Raw genomic sequence first — 16,998 nt, 5'->3', positions numbered from 1 at the left:
CTTAACTTGGTATTATTTTTGATAAAAAGAATGTAATAAGATAGACGAAATGCAAAGTAGATTTCAGATTTGTGAAAGAGATCACACAAAAGAATTATTTTTTTTATAAAGTAGATGCCCGATTTTCTTATTTTTATCCTAAAAACAGTCAATTCGGGCATATTTATCTATAAAACAGTCATTGTATCTGTTTTATCACAATATTGTTGTAAGAGTGGCGAAAGGGGGGAATCCGTAAAAATGGTATCCATTTTATTTAGCTCGCTTAATTGTATGAGGCTTTTTTTCTCAAATTTTGACTGATCTGCAAGTAAATAGCATTTTTCTGATGCTTCCATCATTTTTCGTTTTAGTGAGGCATTGAGTTCGTTTGATTCCCAAATATTACCTTCGTTATCAATGCCTGAGCAGGAAAGAATAGAAAAATTGATATGTAAGCGCTGTAATAAATATTCGGATAAAGGCCCATAGAAAGCTTCATATTTTGGAGAGTAAACTCCACCAGTCACTATTGTTTTGATATTGGGCTTATTTACGAGAGCATTGATGTTAAAAATTGAGTTTGTCACAACCGTGCAGGGGATATCAGGCATGAGATATGCAAAGTACCAACTGGTGGAGCTTGCATCGAGGCCAATCACAGCATTTTCATAAAGTAATTCAAGGGCATTTTGGGCAATATGTCTTTTGGCTGCAGCATTGATATGTTGTCGTATTTGAAAAAAAGATCCTATATCATTCGTTTTTCCGCTAACAGCGCCACCATGAATGCGATAGAGTAAACCTTTTTTTTCTAATCGATTAAGATCTCTACGAATGGTCTCTACTGACATTTCGCATTGCTGGGCAAGTTCTTGCACACTAACTTTCCCTTGGTGATTTAGTAGTTGTAAGATGATTTCGTCTCGATTACGCATGCGTACCTCTATGGGTTGAAAAGTTTTTTCTATTATAGGATTTTCTTAAAAAGATAAACAACTTATCATTCAACCCTTTCTACGATAGAATACGCCCAAAAATTTTTTATCAAGAAGAGAAGAATTTATGACAAATAAAGCATTAAGTGTTGTGATTTTAGCAGCCGGTAAAGGCACTCGTATGTATTCTGATTTACCAAAAGTCTTACATAAAGTGGCAGGAAAACCAATGGTAAAACATGTGATCGATACAGCGAATCAATTAGGTGCAGAAAATGTGCATTTGATTTATGGTCACGGTGGCGAATTAATGCGTGAGCGTTTGGCAAATGAAAGTGTGAACTGGGTATTCCAAGCGGAACAATTGGGTACAGGACATGCTATGCAACAAGCAATGCCTTTTTTCCGTGATGATGAAAATGTTTTAATGGTGTATGGCGATGGCCCAATGATCACACCGGAAACATTGCAAAAATTAATCGATGCGAAACCTGAAAATGGTATCGCAGTGTTAACCGTCGTATTAGATAACCCAACAGGTTATGGTCGAATCGTACGTGAAAATGGCAAAGTTGTAGGGATTGTTGAACAAAAAGATGCAACGCCTGAGCAGCTTAAAATTCAAGAGATTAATACAGGTGTGTTAGTTTCAGATGGTGCAAGTTTCAAAAAATGGTTAGCGCGTTTAGATAATAATAATGCACAAGGCGAGTTTTATATTACTGATGTAATTGGCTTAGCTCATCAAGATGGTTGTCCGATTGTAGCTGTGCAAGCAACTGATTTTATGGAAGTTGAAGGGGTAAATAATCGCCTACAATTAGCCAAAATGGAACGCTATTATCAACGTAAACAAGCAGAAAAACTTTTACTTGCAGGTGTGATGTTGATTGACCTTGAACGTTTTGATTTACGCGGCACATTAGAGCACGGTAAAGATGTTGAAATTGATGTGAACGTGATTGTGGAAGGTAATGTGCGCTTGGGCGATCGTGTGAAAATTGGCGCTGGTTGTGTATTGAAAAACGTGACTATTGGTGATGATGTTGAGATCAAGCCTTATTCTGTTTTAGAAGATGCAACAATTGGTGAGAAAGCGGCGATTGGCCCATTCTCTCGTTTACGTCCAGGTGCTGAATTAGCGGCTGAAACCCATGTGGGCAACTTCGTGGAAATTAAAAAATCTACAGTAGGTAAAGGTTCTAAAGTAAATCATCTCACTTATGTAGGTGATACCGAAATCGGAGAGAACTGTAACATTGGTGCAGGTGTCATTACTTGTAACTATGACGGTGCAAATAAATTTAAAACAATCATTGGTAACAATGTATTTGTTGGATCGGATACACAATTAGTCGCGCCAGTTACTGTGGCAGATGGTGCAACCATTGGAGCTGGTTCAACGATCACTCAAAATATTGAGAGAGATGAGCTGGTGATCACTCGTGTGCCACAACGTCATATTCAAGGTTGGCAAAGACCGGTGAAGAAAAAGTAATTAACATTGCAAGGCGAACCAATGTGTTCGCCTTTTATGATTTGATGCCTTTTACTTTATAAAGGTTGTTCGAGTTGCTAAAATCATCGTCCATTTATAAAGACAGATAATTTCCTATGACAAAAAATAAAACAGGACTTTCATTCCTTTGGCTAAGTGCGGTCGCTTTTATCCTTGATTTACTGACCAAATATATTGTGGTACAGCGCTTTGATTTATATGAAAGTGTGAACCTATTACCCATTTTTAATTTAACCTATGTGCGTAACTATGGCGCAGCGTTTAGTTTTTTAGCTGAGCATGATGGTTGGCAGAAATATTTCTTTATTGTGCTTGCGATTGGGATTTCTTTAATGCTGGCTTACTTTATGAAAAAGAATTCGGCAGAGCAAAAATTACAAAATTCAGCTTATGCACTGATTATCGGTGGCGCATTAGCCAATATGGTGGACCGTGCGTATAACGGTTTTGTGGTGGATTTCTTAGATTTTTATTGGGATATTTATCATTATCCGGTATTCAATGTGGCAGATATTGCGATTTGTATTGGTGCGGGTTTATTAGCATTAGATGCCTTTAAAGGTGATAAAAAGAGCGGTCAAAAATGAAGATAATTTTAGCTAACCCTCGCGGATTTTGCGCGGGTGTCGATCGAGCCATTAGCATTGTTGAATTAGCACTTGAAATTCATGGTGCACCAATTTATGTACGTCATGAAGTGGTGCATAACCGTTTTGTGGTGAATGGTTTGCGTGAGCGTGGGGCGATTTTTGTAGAAGAACTGAGCGAAGTGCCAGATGGCGCCATTGTGATTTTCTCTGCTCATGGCGTGTCACAAGCTGTTCGTCAGGAAGCGAAAGATCGTCAGTTAAAAGTATTTGATGCAACTTGTCCGTTGGTAACCAAAGTACATATGCAAGTGGCTCGTGCGAGCCGTAAAGGGACGAAAGCGATTTTGATCGGACACAAAGGCCATCCCGAAGTGGAAGGCACAATGGGACAGTACAACAACGAGGAAGGTGGTATTTTCTTAATTGAAAGCGTGGAAGATATTGCTCGTTTGCCGGTTCAAGAAAATGATGATTTAACCTTTATGACACAAACTACGCTTTCTCTTGATGATACGGCGGAAACTATCAGTGCATTGAAAGACAAATATCCAGCTATTCAAGGCCCACATAAAAACGATATTTGCTATGCGACAACCAATCGCCAAGAAGCAGTGCGTGAATTAGCGAAACAATGTGATTTAGTGGTCGTTGTAGGCTCTAAAAACTCATCGAATTCTAATCGTTTAGCTGAGTTGGCATCGCGTATGGGTGTGAAATCAAAATTGATTGATGATCCAAATGATGTGACAGCAGATTGGTTTGAAGGCGTTGAAACAATTGGCGTAACAGCAGGGGCCTCAGCACCCGAAGAGTTGGTGCAATCTGTGATTGCTCGATTAAAAGAATTTGGTGCGGATAGCATTGAAGAGCTTCAAGGCTTAGAAGAAAATATGTTCTTTGAAGTGCCAAAAGAGCTACGAATAAAAGAAGTAAACTAATTCTATTAAAAAAGTGCGGTTAATTTACCGCACTTTTTTGGTGTTATTTTATTTTTTATTGTGCACTTTAAGCCATTTTTGCATTTGTTCAATTTCTGCCTGTTGAGCGTTAATAATATTCTCAGCAAGCTTACGCATCTCAGGATCTTTTCCGTATTTTAATTCAACTTCTGCCATTTTTACTGCGCCAATATGGTGTGGCAACATACCTGCTGCAAAAGCAACATCAGGATCTTTATATTGCGCAGCTGCCATCATGTCTTGATGCATTTGACTCATACCTTGCATTAATTCTTGTTGCATTGCAGAATCTGTCGACATTGGCATATTCATGTGTGCTTGATGCGGTTGTTCATTAGCTTGGGCATAAATTGAAACTGCAGCAGCGCTAAGTGTGATAAAAGTCATAAGTTTTTTCATGTTTTTCTCCTATGTGATAACTGAATGAGCACCAATCATAAACTTTGACCTAAGGTTAAAGTCAATATTTATTCCGAAAATTTTTGGTGAGGTGCTAGAATAAGACAATATTTGATATGAGGAACAGAATCATGAAGCAAAAAATTGTGCTTGCCACGGGCAATAAAGGCAAAGTAAAAGAAATGGCAGACGTATTAGCCGATTTCGGTTTTGAAGTGATTGCTCAAACGGATTTAGGCATCGAAAGCCCAGAGGAAACTGGCTTAACGTTTGTCGAAAATGCGATCCTGAAAGCGCGTTATGCATCTGAAAAATCAGGTTTACCGGCTATTGCAGATGATTCCGGTCTTGTGGTGGATGTGTTAAATGGTGCGCCAGGATTGTATTCTGCACGCTATGCGGGTGTAGATGGTGAGGAAGCCGATGCGAAAAATCGTGAAAAATTACTGGCAGAATTAGCTGATGTACCAACTGAACGTCGCCAAGCAAAATTTGTGAGTACGATTGTGTTATTACAATACCCAAGTGATCCTTCTCCGATCATTGCTCAAGGTGAATGTGAAGGGAATATCATTTATGAAGAACGAGGTGAAAACGGCTTTGGTTACGATTCGCTCTTTTTTAGCCCTGAAAAAGGTTGTACTTTTGCAGAATTAGAAACCGTAGAGAAAAAGAAAATTTCTCATCGTGCTAAGGCATTAGCCATTTTAAAATCAAAATTAAGCGTCTAAAGTGCGGTTAATTTTTAACGAGAATTTAAGGATACAAAATGATTGTGACAACAACCCCTAGTGTTGAAGGGAAACAAATCGTAGAATACAAACAAGTCGTCTTTGGTGAGGTGATTGCGGGGGCAAACTTCATGCGTGATTTTTTTGCTGGCATCACAGATGTGATTGGTGGGCGTTCTAGTGTTTATGAGCGTCGTATTAGTCGCGCGCGTCAAGATGCGTTGAAAGAACTTGAAGAAAAAGCAAATGCCTTGGGTGCTAATGCCATTGTTGGCGTAGAGGTTAATTACACAACGGTAGGCACGAAAAGCATGTTTATGGTGATTGCAAGTGGCACGGCAGTGGTGGTGCGCTAAGGTCGTTTTTCATTTACTTAAATGTAATTTTTGCGATCATGATCGCAAAAGTGCGGTCAATTTCTTGCGTGTTTTTGGTCTTTCTTAAAAATGTCGCTGTTGATATAAATCAACGGTACTTTTTATTAATAAAGGGCATTTTTATGAAATTGATGAAACATTTATTTAGTTCATTATTTGTTGCAACCACAATGTTGAGCTCGCAAGTGTTTGCAGAAGAACAAGTGGCTGAACAGGCTCTACCTCAAGCGCAAGTTCAGCAACAAACTGCATCACAAACGACACAACAAGCAGTGAGTGATAAATTAAATATCAATACCGCCAGCGCATCAGAAATTCAAAAAGCGCTAATTGGTATTGGTGCGAAAAAGGCGGAAGCCATTGTACAGTATCGTGAAAAGCACGGTAATTTCACTATGGCAGAACAATTGCTTGAAGTACAAGGCATAGGTAAAGCAACCTTAGAGAAAAATCGCGATCGCATCGTGTTTTAATCTCTGTTATTTATATATAAAAAGCGGGATAGAGATATCTCGCTTTTTTTTGTATTTGAGTAGAAAATTTACCAAAACTTGCAAAATATCAAATTTTTTTGAAATAAATGGGGGATTTCTTGCAAAGGTTTTTTAAGAGAGTAGAATACCAATAGGTATAAAAATACCTATGTTGAAGTATAAAAAGAATAAATTAATTATTTGGAGTCAGATATGGCATCAGAAAATTTAAATCAATCTTCTGTTGCTCTCACATCAGTTGAAGCAACGGATTATGCTGAAAACATCGCTGCGTATAAAGCGCAAAAACGTCCATTTTTATCATTCATGTCTGGTATTAGTGCTGGGGCTTGTATTGCATTAGCCTTTGTATTTTATACGACAACTCAAACAGCGAGCGCTGGTGCGCCTTGGGGATTAACCAAATTAGTTGGTGGATTAGTCTTCTCCTTGGGCGTAATTATGGTGGTGATTTTAGGTTCAGAATTATTCACCTCTTCTACTTTAACCTTAGTTGCCCGTGTAGGCGGAAAAATAACCACAACCCAAATGATTCGAAATTGGATTGTAGTATATTTGGGCAACTTCATAGGCGGTTTATTTATTGCTGCGGTGATTTGGTTTGGAGGACAAACCATGGCAGCAAATGGTCAATGGGGTTTAACCATTTTGGCAACCGCTCAACATAAGATTCATCATACTTGGTTTGAAGCATTTAACCTTGGTATTTTATGTAACATTATGGTGTGTGTAGCGGTATGGATGTCTTATTCCGGTAAAACTGTTACAGACAAAGCATTTATTATGATCATGCCGATTGGTTTATTTGTCGCATCAGGTTTTGAACACTGTGTGGCAAATATGTTTATGATTCCACTAGGCATTATCACAGCTCATTTTAGTACACCAGAATTTTGGCAACAAATTGGTGTGGATCCAATGAAATATGCAGACTTAGATCTTTATCATTTCATTGTGAAGAATTTAATTCCCGTAACGTTGGGCAACATTGTGGGCGGCGCAGTTTGTATCGGCTTATTCCAACGTTATTTAACTAAAGCTCACTAATGTACTAACGAACTAACAGACTTATTTTTTATCAATTAAAAAAGGAAATGACTATGTCAGAACTTAATGAAGCACAAAAAGTGGCGTGGACAGGGTTCGTTGCCGGTGATTGGCAAGAAAACGTCAACGTGCGTGATTTTATTCAGAAAAACTACACCCCGTATGAAGGTGATGATTCTTTCTTAGCTGGTCCAACCGAAGCGACAACAAAACTTTGGGAAACCGTAATGGAAGGGATCAAAGTTGAAAACCGCACTCACGCGCCATTAGACTTTGACGAACATACGCCTTCAACGATTATTTCTCACGCGCCAGGCTATATCAATAAAGATTTAGAAAAAATAGTTGGTCTTCAAACAGATGCGCCATTAAAACGTGCCATTATGCCATTTGGTGGCATTAAAATGGTGGAAGGATCATGCAAAATTTACGGTCGTGAATTAGATCCTGAAGTGAAAAAAATCTTTACTGAATATCGTAAAACCCACAACCAAGGTGTATTTGATGTTTATACGCCAGACATTTTACGTTGTCGTAAATCGGGTGTATTAACTGGTCTTCCAGATGCTTACGGCCGTGGTCGTATCATTGGTGACTACCGTCGTGTCGCACTTTATGGTGTTGACTTCTTAATGAAAGATAAATACGCACAGTTCTCTTCTTTACAAAAAGACTTAGAAGATGGCGTAAATCTTGAAGCAACTATTCGTTTACGTGAAGAAATCGCAGAACAACACCGTGCATTAGGTCAAATGAAACAAATGGCGGCAAGCTACGGTTATGATATTTCTAACCCTGCAACTAATGCTAAAGAAGCCATTCAATGGATGTACTTTGCTTATCTTGCTGCAATCAAATCACAAAACGGTGCAGCGATGTCATTCGGTCGTACTGCAACCTTTATCGATATCTATATCGAACGTGATTTACAAGCAGGTAAAATTACTGAAACTGAAGCGCAAGAATTAGTTGACCACTTAGTTATGAAACTCCGTATGGTTCGTTTCTTACGTACACCTGAATACGATCAATTATTCTCAGGCGACCCAATGTGGGCAACTGAAACCATCGCAGGTATGGGGTTAGACGGTCGTACATTAGTAACCAAAAATACATTCCGTATTTTACACACCCTTTACAACATGGGTACTTCTCCAGAACCAAACTTAACTATCCTTTGGTCTGAACAATTACCTGAAAACTTCAAACGTTTCTGTGCGAAAGTATCGATTGATACCTCATCAGTTCAATACGAAAATGATGATTTAATGCGTCCAGACTTCAACAATGATGACTACGCAATCGCATGTTGTGTATCACCAATGGTTGTGGGTAAACAAATGCAATTCTTCGGTGCACGTGCAAACTTAGCGAAAACATTGTTATACGCAATCAACGGCGGTATCGATGAAAAATTAGGTATGCAAGTAGGTCCGAAAACAGCACCAATTACTGATGAAGTGTTAGATTTTGATACAGTAATGACTCGTATGGATAGCTTTATGGATTGGTTGGCAAAACAATATGTGACTGCATTAAACGTAATCCACTATATGCACGATAAATATTCATACGAAGCAGCATTAATGGCATTACATGATCGTGATGTATACCGTACCATGGCTTGTGGTATTGCTGGTCTTTCTGTTGCGGCAGACTCACTTTCAGCAATTAAATATGCGAAAGTTAAACCGGTTCGTGGTGACATCAAAGATAAAGATGGCAATGTTGTAGCAAGTAACGTAGCAATCGACTTTGAAATCGAAGGTGAATATCCACAATATGGTAACAACGATAACCGTGTTGATGACATCGCTTGTGACTTAGTTGAACGTTTCATGAAGAAAATTCAAAAACTTAAAACTTACCGCAATGCAGTGCCTACACAATCTGTATTAACCATTACTTCTAACGTGGTTTATGGTAAGAAAACGGGTAATACTCCAGATGGTCGTCGTGCTGGTGCACCATTCGGACCAGGAGCAAACCCAATGCACGGTCGTGACCAAAAAGGTGCGGTAGCATCATTAACTTCTGTAGCTAAACTTCCATTTGCTTACGCGAAAGATGGTATTTCTTATACCTTCTCAATCGTACCAAATGCGTTAGGTAAAGATGCAGAAGCACAACGTCGTAATCTTGCTGGCTTAATGGATGGTTACTTCCACCACGAAGCAACAGTTGAAGGTGGCCAACACTTAAATGTGAACGTGTTAAACCGTGAAATGTTGTTAGATGCAATGGAAAATCCGGATAAATATCCACAATTGACTATCCGTGTATCTGGTTACGCAGTACGTTTCAACTCTTTAACTAAAGAGCAACAACAAGACGTCGTAACTCGTACATTTACTGAGTCTTTCTAAGTAAATAATATTATGTTTTAATATAAACCACTCACAGACTAGTTTTGTGAGTGGTTTATTTTTATATATAGGAGAGCAAATTATGCTAACAGTTATTGCCCAATTTTCAGTAAAAGCAGACAAAATTAATGATTTTCTAACTCAATGCAAAGAATTAATTAAGCATACTCGTCAAGAAACAGGATGCGTATCTTATGAATTACAACAAAATAGTGAGCAGGCTAATCATTATGTTTTTATTGAGCAATGGAAAAGCAAAGCCGATTTAGAACAACATTTTGCAACGTCACACTTTACCTCAATTGTACCTGTATTGGTCGAGTATTGTGAACAAGCGCCAGTGGTGCAAACCTTTCAAAAAGTTAGCGAATAATGACCGCACTTTGATAAATATATTTTAATTATGAGCCTGATTTTAAGTCAGGCTCATTTTTTATAGATGATATTTTTGGTAAAATTTAGCTAGATTAATTTTTTGGAAATTTATGTATGTCTGTGCTAGGAAGAATTCACTCCTTTGAATCCTGTGGAACCGTGGATGGCCCCGGTATTCGTTTTATTTTATTTATGCAAGGCTGTTTAATGCGTTGCAAATATTGCCATAACCGTGATACTTGGGATCTTGATGGTGGGCGCGAAATCAGTGTGGAAGAACTCATGAAAGAAGTCGTGAGCTATCGCCATTTTATGAATGCAACTGGTGGTGGTGTGACAGCATCAGGTGGTGAGGCAATTCTTCAAGCAGAATTTGTGCGTGACTGGTTCCGAGCTTGTAAAGCAGAAGGGATTAATACTTGTTTAGATACTAATGGGTTTGTACGTCATTATGACCATATTATTGATGAACTACTCGATGTAACTGATCTCGTTTTGCTTGATTTAAAAGAACTGAACGACAAAGTACACCAGAATTTGATCGGCGTACCGAATAAACGGACGCTGGAATTTGCGAAATATTTGCAAAAACGTAATCAGCGTACCTGGATTCGTTATGTAGTAGTTCCAGGCTATACCGATAACGATCATGATGTTCATCTGCTCGGACAGTTTATTGAAGGTATGACCAATATTGAAAAAGTCGAACTTCTACCTTATCATCGATTAGGTGCCCACAAATGGAAAACCCTTGGGTTTGACTATGAACTCGAAGATGTATTGCCACCGACAAAAGAGTCGCTTGAGCATATTAAAAATATCTTAGAGGGATACGGACACACCGTAAAATATTAAGCGATAGTATGAAATGGTAAACAGCAAGCTTCAGTAAGCTTTAAGGAGAGAAAAATGAAAAAATTAGCATTAACGTTTTTAGGTATAGCCCTTTTAGCAGGCTGTTCAGCTGTCCAACCGACACTTTCTCAAGAAGAGGTGAAACTAAGCCCACCTTCTAAAGATAGAGTGGGTTATGTTCGATTGGTAAAAGATAAAAATTACTATATTGATGCTGATTCTATTTGGGTCGATAACCAAGATTTAAACCAAGTGCATTTTGATGCAGTCGTAAATTTGGATAAAGGTTTATATGTGTATCCAAACGAAACTAGACGTTATGCACGTTCTGTTCGCCAATATAAAATCTTAAACTGTAAGAACTACCATTTAACCCAAGTTCGTACCGATTTTTATGATGATTTCTGGGGCGAAGGTTTACGTGCAGCACCGAAAAAACAAGAGAAATACACCATTAGTTTAAAGCCGAATACAACGCTCTATGCTGCCGCACAAATCATTTGTGTGAACTCAGATAGAAAACCTTCTTTAGAGTTAGAAGGCTCAAAAGCAAAATAATCAATCAAAGTGCGGTTAGAAATAACCGCATTTTTTATATCTATAAAACTAATGAGCAAGCAATAAAAAACGGCCAATATTCATCAAATATTGACCGCTCTTTTTATCTCATTATAAAAGATTATTTCACACGAGAAACGTATTCGCCTGAACGAGTATCGACTTTAATCACTTCGCCGATTTGAACGAAAAGAGGTACTTTCACTACAGCGCCAGTGCTTAATGTTGCTGGTTTACCGCCTGTACCGGCTGTATCACCTTTAAGGCCCGGATCAGTATCGATGATTTCTAATTCTACGAAGTTTGGTGGTGTGATGCTGATTGGTGCACCATTCCATAAAGTCACGATACAATCTGCTTGATCTAACAACCATTTTTCTGAATCACCTACTGCTTTTGCATCAGCAGAGTATTGTTCGAATGTTTCTGGGTGCATGAAATACCAGAATGCATCATCTTTGTATGAATAAGTGAGGTTAAGATCCATAACATCAGCAGCTTCAACCGAAGTACCAGATTTGAAGTTTACGTCTAATACTTTGCCTGAAATTAATTTACGAATACGAGTACGAGTAAAAGCTTGGCCTTTACCTGGTTTAACGAATTCGTTTTCAACGATCACACAAGGCTCACCGTCTTGCATAAATTTTAGACCTGGTTTGAAATCACTGGTAGTATATGTAGCCATATTAAAAATATCCTAAAAAATAGAGATTGTTTGAAAGTGCGTATTTTAACCCGAAATATTGCGATTAGAGAAGAACAAAATTGGTTAGAAACCCTAAAAAATGCGATTTCTGATCCGAAAATCTTGCTAAAAACCTTAAATTTGTCTGTTGAAGATTTTGCCGAGGACATCGTCGCTCGTAAACTTTTTGCTATGCGAGTACCTTTACCTTTTGTTGAAAAAATGGAAAAAGGGAATCCTAAAGACCCACTTTTTTTACAGGTAATGACGGCTCAACAAGAATTTATTGAGGCCGAAGGTTTTAGCCAAGATCCTTTAGATGAGCAGCAAAAAAATGCGGTACCTAATATTCTGCATAAATATCAAAATCGCTTGCTGTTCATGACAAAAGGAGGCTGTGCAGTCAATTGCCGTTATTGCTTCCGTCGTCATTTTCCTTATGACCAAAATCCAGGCAATAAAACGAGTTGGCAGCAAGCAATAGACTATATTGCTGCACATCCTGAAATTGAAGAAGTCATTTTCTCAGGTGGTGATCCGATGATGGCGAAGGATAGTGAATGGGCATGGCTATTAGAACACCTTAAAAAGATACCGCACTTACAACGTTTGCGTATTCACTCTCGTTTACCTGTCGTAATTCCAGAACGTATTACGGATGAATTTTGTGATTTATTGCTAAAAAGCCCATTACAAACAGTGTTTGTGACGCATATCAATCACCCAAATGAAATTGATGAAGAACTCGCTTTGGCGATGCAAAAACTGGTAGGCGCTAAGGTCACGTTACTCAATCAATCAGTCCTTTTAAAGGAGGTGAATGATAACCCACATACATTAAAAGCATTGAGCGATAAGTTGTTTCAAGCGGGAATTCTGCCTTATTACTTGCATTTGTTGGATAAAGTGCAGGGCGCAAGCCATTTCTATATTTCAGATGAGAAAGCGTTACAAATTTACAAAGAATTACAGACACTCACCTCAGGTTATTTAGTGCCCAAATTAGCGAGAGAAATCGGAGGGGAACCAAATAAAACTTTATACACATCTTAAGATCCGATAAAATGGGCTTAGTTTTTCACCGCACTTTTGTGTGATCTTTAGTTTAGCAAATCGAGGTAACATCGTGGATAAGCAAAATCAATCTGATGACAATTCATCTCAAAATGAATTAGATTTAGGACTTAATCATTCTGACGCTATTACACTAAGAAAACGGGTTCAATCAAGTGACTCAATTTTTGATAAAGCCAAAGGCCTTTTTGGTAAAAAAGAACAACCAGATACGCAATTTCATGTTCGTCGAGAGCCGACTTTTGGCACGACAACAAGTGAACATTTTTCACCAGCTCAAGCATTTCAAAGTGAAAATGCTGAACAGTCAGCACCATCAAGTGCTTTCAGAACTCAAGAGTCTATTGAAAATGTTCAAGTAGAAAACGTAGCGGAAGAAAAAGTGATTTTTGAAAATGCTCCTGCAGAAGAGATTGTGGCAGAAGTGACAACTCAAGCTGAAAGCGTTGCGCCGGCAGCCACAACGAGTTTGAAATCTCCCGAAAAATGGAAAGTTTTACAAATGTTACCAGAAAAACATCGCCGTTTATTCATTGCTATTTTAGGTTTAGTGGTATTACTGATCATTTTCTTTGCGTTGAAACCAAACTCCGATACGGTGGAGAGCTTTGAACAACAAAATGGTAATGAAATCCCTGTCCAGTTTCAATCATTGGATCAATCTCAACCGGTTGAAACAACCGTATTAGATAACAACAATACAACCGCTCCGGCAACAACAGAACAAGCAGCAAATGAGGCTAAATCAGATACGCCTCCAGCGATGCAATATGTAGGTGACAAAGCAGATGCAACTAAACCTCAAACTGCAGAACCAGCAAAACAAACTGTTGCTCAACAACCTGCAACAGAAGCTCCTACACAACCAACTGTTGCTCCAGCTCCAGTTAAAGAGCCAGTGAAAACTGCACAACCAGCCGTAGAAAAAAATAATGCAACGGTTGAACATAAAGCAGAACTACGTCGTGAACAGACACAAGTTATTCAAGAGAAAAAACAGTTTAAATCAGCTGACAAAGCGAGCGCTCCATCTACTCAAACGGTAAGAAAAGAGCAAGCTAAAATTCAAGAGGCTAAACCTGTTGTGACGAAAAATAAGAATGTTCAGATTGTTGAGGCTAAACCAACAAGTGATAGAGTGAAAATTGGACCAGCAGAAGAAAAAACACCGCTGTCTGGCGCAACTAAAACATTAACTGTGCCGCAAGGGGTTTCATTGATGCAAGTATTCCGTGATAATAAATTGAATATTGCTGATGTAAATGCGATGACTAAAGCACCTGGTGCAGGTAATGTCTTAAGCAGTTTCAAACCTGGTGATAGAGTACAGGTTTTATTGAACAGTCAAGGACGAGTGAATCAACTTCGTTTATCGAATGGCGGTAAGTTTATTCGTCAATCTGATGGTTCATATCAATATAAAAAATAATTTTTAATGGGCGAGCAATCGCCCTTTTTTCTAGATAAGATTGTTTATCTCTGTTCATTTTATGAAGTGAACAATGATAAAAATTTTTATGGAAATAATATTTATGTTAAGAAAATTAATTTTAATTTTGACCATAGTTGGGTTGTCAGCTTGTACCCAAAACATGGTCTTAAATCAACCAACTTTACAAAAAATGAAAGTGCAAACGCTTGATAAGAAATCTCAAAAGGGATTAGTAACAGTTTATCTGTGTGAAGGAAATAAAGAAGTGAGCGTGATGCATATTAGACAGAAAAAAAAGAGTAAAAAAATATTAAGTCAAGTAACAGTAACCTTTAATGGTGTAACTGAAAAGCTAATGCGCGTGATTTCGGAACGAGGTAGAAATTATGCGAATATTCGTTGGTACTGGCAGGAACGTGATGACTTCAGCCAATTACAAACTAGCGTAGGCGAAGTACTTGCGGAACGCTGTGTTAAATAACAAATCAATTAAAATCAGGTAAGTCATTCTTTATGGATCTCCAACGCGGCTTTGTGCTACATCGTCGTCCTTATAGTGAAACCAGTCTTTTGGTAGATTTATTTACGGAGGAAACAGGACGTTTGACAGTTATTGCAAAAGGTGCTCGAGCGAAACGTTCTGCATGGAAATCTGTTTTACAGCCTTTTACGCCATTGCTTTTACGTTGGGCGGGGAAAGGCGCATTAAAAACACTCACCAAAGCTGAGCCGGCAGCGATTACATTACCTTTACAACAGACGGCTCTATACAGCGGGTTTTATGTAAATGAGTTGATTACGCGAGTGATCGAGCCAGAAACTGCCAATCTACAGCTTTTTCAGCATTATCTGCAATGCTTAACCGGCTTAGCCACTCAACCACAGGTTGAGCCTACATTACGTCTATTTGAATTTCATCTACTTAAAATCTTAGGTTATGGTATTGATTTTTTGCATTGTGCTGGCTCGGGTTTGCCTGTGGATGAATCGATGACTTACCAATATCGTGCGGAAAAGGGTTTTATCGCTTCGTTGGTGAAAGATAACTTGACCTTTTATGGTCGAGATTTACTCGCCTTTGAGCGTTTGGAATTTACTGATGAGGCAGTCTTGCAAGCGGCAAAGCGTTTTACCCGCATCGCGCTTAAACCTTATTTAGGTGATAAGCCGCTGAAAAGCCGAGAATTATTTACGCAAAATGTACTTTATTTAAAATAATCTCTTTCTTTGATATAAATAGATTAAAACACCATCATGGCTTTACTTTACGCTCCACAAAAAAAACAGAAAACCACGCAAAGAATCGTCGCAGAAATTCAGGATTTGGATTATCAAGGGCTAGGTGTCGCCAAAATTCAAGGTAAAACCTGGTTCATTGAAAATGCCTTGCCAACGGAAAAAGTGGAAGCGGTAGTGACCGATGAAAAACGTCAATATGGATTAGCGACTGCACAAAAATGGCTACAAGAAAGTAATCAGCGTGTTGAGCCACAATGTCGTTATTATGGGTGTTGTGGTGGATGCCAAGGCCAGCATATTCCTGTGGAAATGCAACGTAAAGCGAAAGAGAAAGCCCTTTTTTCTCGTTTAAGTAAACTGCAAGCAGCGCCTATTCAATTAATGCCCATGATTTGTGGCGAACAATGGGCTTATCGTCGTCGAGTACGATTAAGTTTACTGTGGAATGCGAAAAATAAAATCATTGAAATGGGATTTCGTCAGAAAAACTCCAATCAGTTAGTCAGCATTCAGCAATGCTTAGTCGCAGAGCAAGCAATCAATGATCTTATCCCCAAATTGACCGCACTTTGGGCGCAATATTCAGCCCCGAAACAATTAGGGCATATTGAATTGGTTTCTGCTGAGAATGGCATAGCTATGTTGTTACGTTACAAAGGAAATTTAGCTGAAACTGACCGCACTTTGTTGCTTGAGTTTGCTCGTATAAATGCCGTCAATTTGTTCCTGCAAGATGATCAAGGTATTCAACTTGTGCATGGTGAAATGCCTTATTATGCATTAAATGGTATTCGTTTATCTTTTGATGTTCGCGATTTTATTCAAGTGAATACCCACTTAAATCAACAAATGGTTGAGACGGCTTTAGATTGGCTTGATTTGAATCAGGATGATCATGTCTTAGATTTATTCTGCGGCATGGGCAATTTCACGTTGCCTTTAGCTAAACGCGTGAAAAGTGCGGTTGGAATTGAAGGTGTTTTTGATATGGTGCAAAAAGCCCAAGCGAATGCACAGTTTAATCACATCGATAATATTGAATTTTATCAAGCCGATTTAGACCAAGCTTTTTCAGAACAACCTTGGGCAAAACAACATTTCAATAAAATTCTTCTCGACCCGCCTCGCAGTGGTGCGGCTTTTGCACTGAATGCGTTATGTGAACTGGGTGCAGAAAGCATTCTTTACGTATCTTGCAATCCCGCCACTTTAGTACGAGATGCTGAAATTCTCCGATCTTTTGGGTATCGTATCATCAAAACGTCCATGATTGATATGTTTCCCCATACCAGCCATTTGGAGTCGGTGACATTATTTCTTAAATAAGCTATAAATTCTGATAGAATAATCAGGCTTTTTTGTTGTCTTAAAAAAGACA

At 38.6% G+C, this 16,998-nt stretch carries 19 protein-coding genes; 16 read left to right on the top strand and 3 right to left on the bottom strand.

Annotated features, from left to right (window positions below; translation table 11 throughout):
* Positions 1–167: 167 nt before the first annotated feature.
* Positions 168–917 carry a DeoR/GlpR family DNA-binding transcription regulator gene (locus tag ACXVWP_RS04315; protein ID WP_065242721.1) on the bottom strand — a complete coding sequence of 250 codons (750 nt, stop codon included), beginning with the start codon at positions 915–917 and terminating at the stop codon, positions 168–170.
* Between the two features lie 127 nt (positions 918–1,044).
* Between ACXVWP_RS04315 and glmU the strand changes: the two genes are divergently transcribed.
* The 3 genes from glmU (at position 1,045) to ispH (ending at position 3,964) form a co-directional block, all read left to right on the top strand.
* Entirely contained in the window at positions 1,045–2,415 is a 1,371-nt protein-coding gene (gene glmU, locus ACXVWP_RS04310; protein WP_065242722.1) for a bifunctional UDP-N-acetylglucosamine diphosphorylase/glucosamine-1-phosphate N-acetyltransferase GlmU, read from the top strand.
* Positions 2,416–2,531: 116 nt separating this feature from the next.
* Positions 2,532–3,023 carry a signal peptidase II gene (gene lspA / locus ACXVWP_RS04305; RefSeq protein WP_289902188.1) on the top strand — a complete coding sequence of 164 codons (492 nt, stop codon included), beginning with the start codon at positions 2,532–2,534 and terminating at the stop codon, positions 3,021–3,023.
* The gene (gene ispH / locus ACXVWP_RS04300) at positions 3,020–3,964 is read left to right on the top strand and encodes a 4-hydroxy-3-methylbut-2-enyl diphosphate reductase (protein ID WP_065244609.1); all 945 of its coding nucleotides are present in this window, start codon (positions 3,020–3,022) and stop codon (positions 3,962–3,964) included. The genes lspA and ispH overlap by 4 nt, the downstream gene beginning before the upstream one ends.
* A gap of 48 nt (positions 3,965–4,012) precedes the next feature.
* Here the strand turns inward: ispH and copM are convergent, their stop codons facing one another.
* Entirely contained in the window at positions 4,013–4,384 is a 372-nt protein-coding gene (copM, locus tag ACXVWP_RS04295) for a CopM family metallochaperone (protein ID WP_049357924.1), read from the bottom strand.
* 131 nt (positions 4,385–4,515) lie between these two features.
* Between copM and rdgB the strand changes: the two genes are divergently transcribed.
* The 8 genes from rdgB (at position 4,516) to ACXVWP_RS04255 (ending at position 11,187) form a co-directional block, all read left to right on the top strand.
* Positions 4,516–5,115, top strand: coding sequence for an RdgB/HAM1 family non-canonical purine NTP pyrophosphatase (gene rdgB, locus ACXVWP_RS04290; RefSeq protein WP_049357925.1), 600 nt, complete (start codon positions 4,516–4,518; stop codon positions 5,113–5,115).
* A gap of 38 nt (positions 5,116–5,153) precedes the next feature.
* Positions 5,154–5,471 carry a heavy metal-binding domain-containing protein gene (locus tag ACXVWP_RS04285; protein WP_128786856.1) on the top strand — a complete coding sequence of 106 codons (318 nt, stop codon included), beginning with the start codon at positions 5,154–5,156 and terminating at the stop codon, positions 5,469–5,471.
* Positions 5,472–5,614: 143 nt separating this feature from the next.
* Entirely contained in the window at positions 5,615–5,965 is a 351-nt protein-coding gene (locus ACXVWP_RS04280; RefSeq protein WP_289902189.1) for a helix-hairpin-helix domain-containing protein, read from the top strand.
* Between the two features lie 213 nt (positions 5,966–6,178).
* Entirely contained in the window at positions 6,179–7,033 is an 855-nt protein-coding gene (gene focA / locus ACXVWP_RS04275) for a formate transporter FocA (protein WP_289902190.1), read from the top strand.
* Positions 7,034–7,086: 53 nt separating this feature from the next.
* Positions 7,087–9,399, top strand: coding sequence for a formate C-acetyltransferase (gene pflB / locus ACXVWP_RS04270; protein ID WP_172621991.1), 2,313 nt, complete (start codon positions 7,087–7,089; stop codon positions 9,397–9,399).
* A gap of 82 nt (positions 9,400–9,481) precedes the next feature.
* Complete coding sequence (locus ACXVWP_RS04265) at positions 9,482–9,772, top strand: putative quinol monooxygenase (protein ID WP_128786860.1); 291 nt, start codon at positions 9,482–9,484, stop codon at positions 9,770–9,772.
* A gap of 116 nt (positions 9,773–9,888) precedes the next feature.
* Positions 9,889–10,629, top strand: a complete 741-nt coding sequence (pflA, locus tag ACXVWP_RS04260; RefSeq protein WP_049357935.1) for a pyruvate formate lyase 1-activating protein — start codon at positions 9,889–9,891, stop codon at positions 10,627–10,629.
* A 54-nt stretch (positions 10,630–10,683) separates the two neighbouring features.
* Entirely contained in the window at positions 10,684–11,187 is a 504-nt protein-coding gene (locus tag ACXVWP_RS04255) for a surface-adhesin E family protein (protein WP_128786861.1), read from the top strand.
* 121 nt (positions 11,188–11,308) lie between these two features.
* On the opposite strand, the gene efp is transcribed toward ACXVWP_RS04255, so the two are convergent.
* Entirely contained in the window at positions 11,309–11,875 is a 567-nt protein-coding gene (gene efp, locus ACXVWP_RS04250; protein WP_049357938.1) for an elongation factor P, read from the bottom strand.
* 36 nt (positions 11,876–11,911) lie between these two features.
* On the opposite strand from efp, the gene epmB reads away from it, so the two are divergent.
* From epmB to rlmD, 5 genes are all read left to right on the top strand, one after another.
* Entirely contained in the window at positions 11,912–12,928 is a 1,017-nt protein-coding gene (gene epmB, locus ACXVWP_RS04245) for an EF-P beta-lysylation protein EpmB (protein WP_289902240.1), read from the top strand.
* Positions 12,929–13,001: 73 nt separating this feature from the next.
* Positions 13,002–14,378, top strand: a complete 1,377-nt coding sequence (gene oapA / locus ACXVWP_RS04240) for an opacity-associated protein OapA (protein WP_297568185.1) — start codon at positions 13,002–13,004, stop codon at positions 14,376–14,378.
* A gap of 103 nt (positions 14,379–14,481) precedes the next feature.
* Positions 14,482–14,862 carry an Opacity-associated protein OapB gene (locus tag ACXVWP_RS04235; RefSeq protein WP_289902191.1) on the top strand — a complete coding sequence of 127 codons (381 nt, stop codon included), beginning with the start codon at positions 14,482–14,484 and terminating at the stop codon, positions 14,860–14,862.
* A gap of 32 nt (positions 14,863–14,894) precedes the next feature.
* A complete protein-coding gene (gene recO / locus ACXVWP_RS04230; protein WP_289902192.1) occupies positions 14,895–15,599 on the top strand; it encodes a DNA repair protein RecO in 705 nt (234 codons plus the stop codon).
* A 36-nt stretch (positions 15,600–15,635) separates the two neighbouring features.
* Positions 15,636–16,946, top strand: a complete 1,311-nt coding sequence (gene rlmD, locus ACXVWP_RS04225) for a 23S rRNA (uracil(1939)-C(5))-methyltransferase RlmD (protein WP_289902193.1) — start codon at positions 15,636–15,638, stop codon at positions 16,944–16,946.
* Positions 16,947–16,998: the final 52 nt, after the last annotated feature.

This window comes from Haemophilus sp. SZY H56 (assembly GCF_054332415.1).
This window is presented reverse-complemented; position numbering and strand designations above follow the sequence as displayed.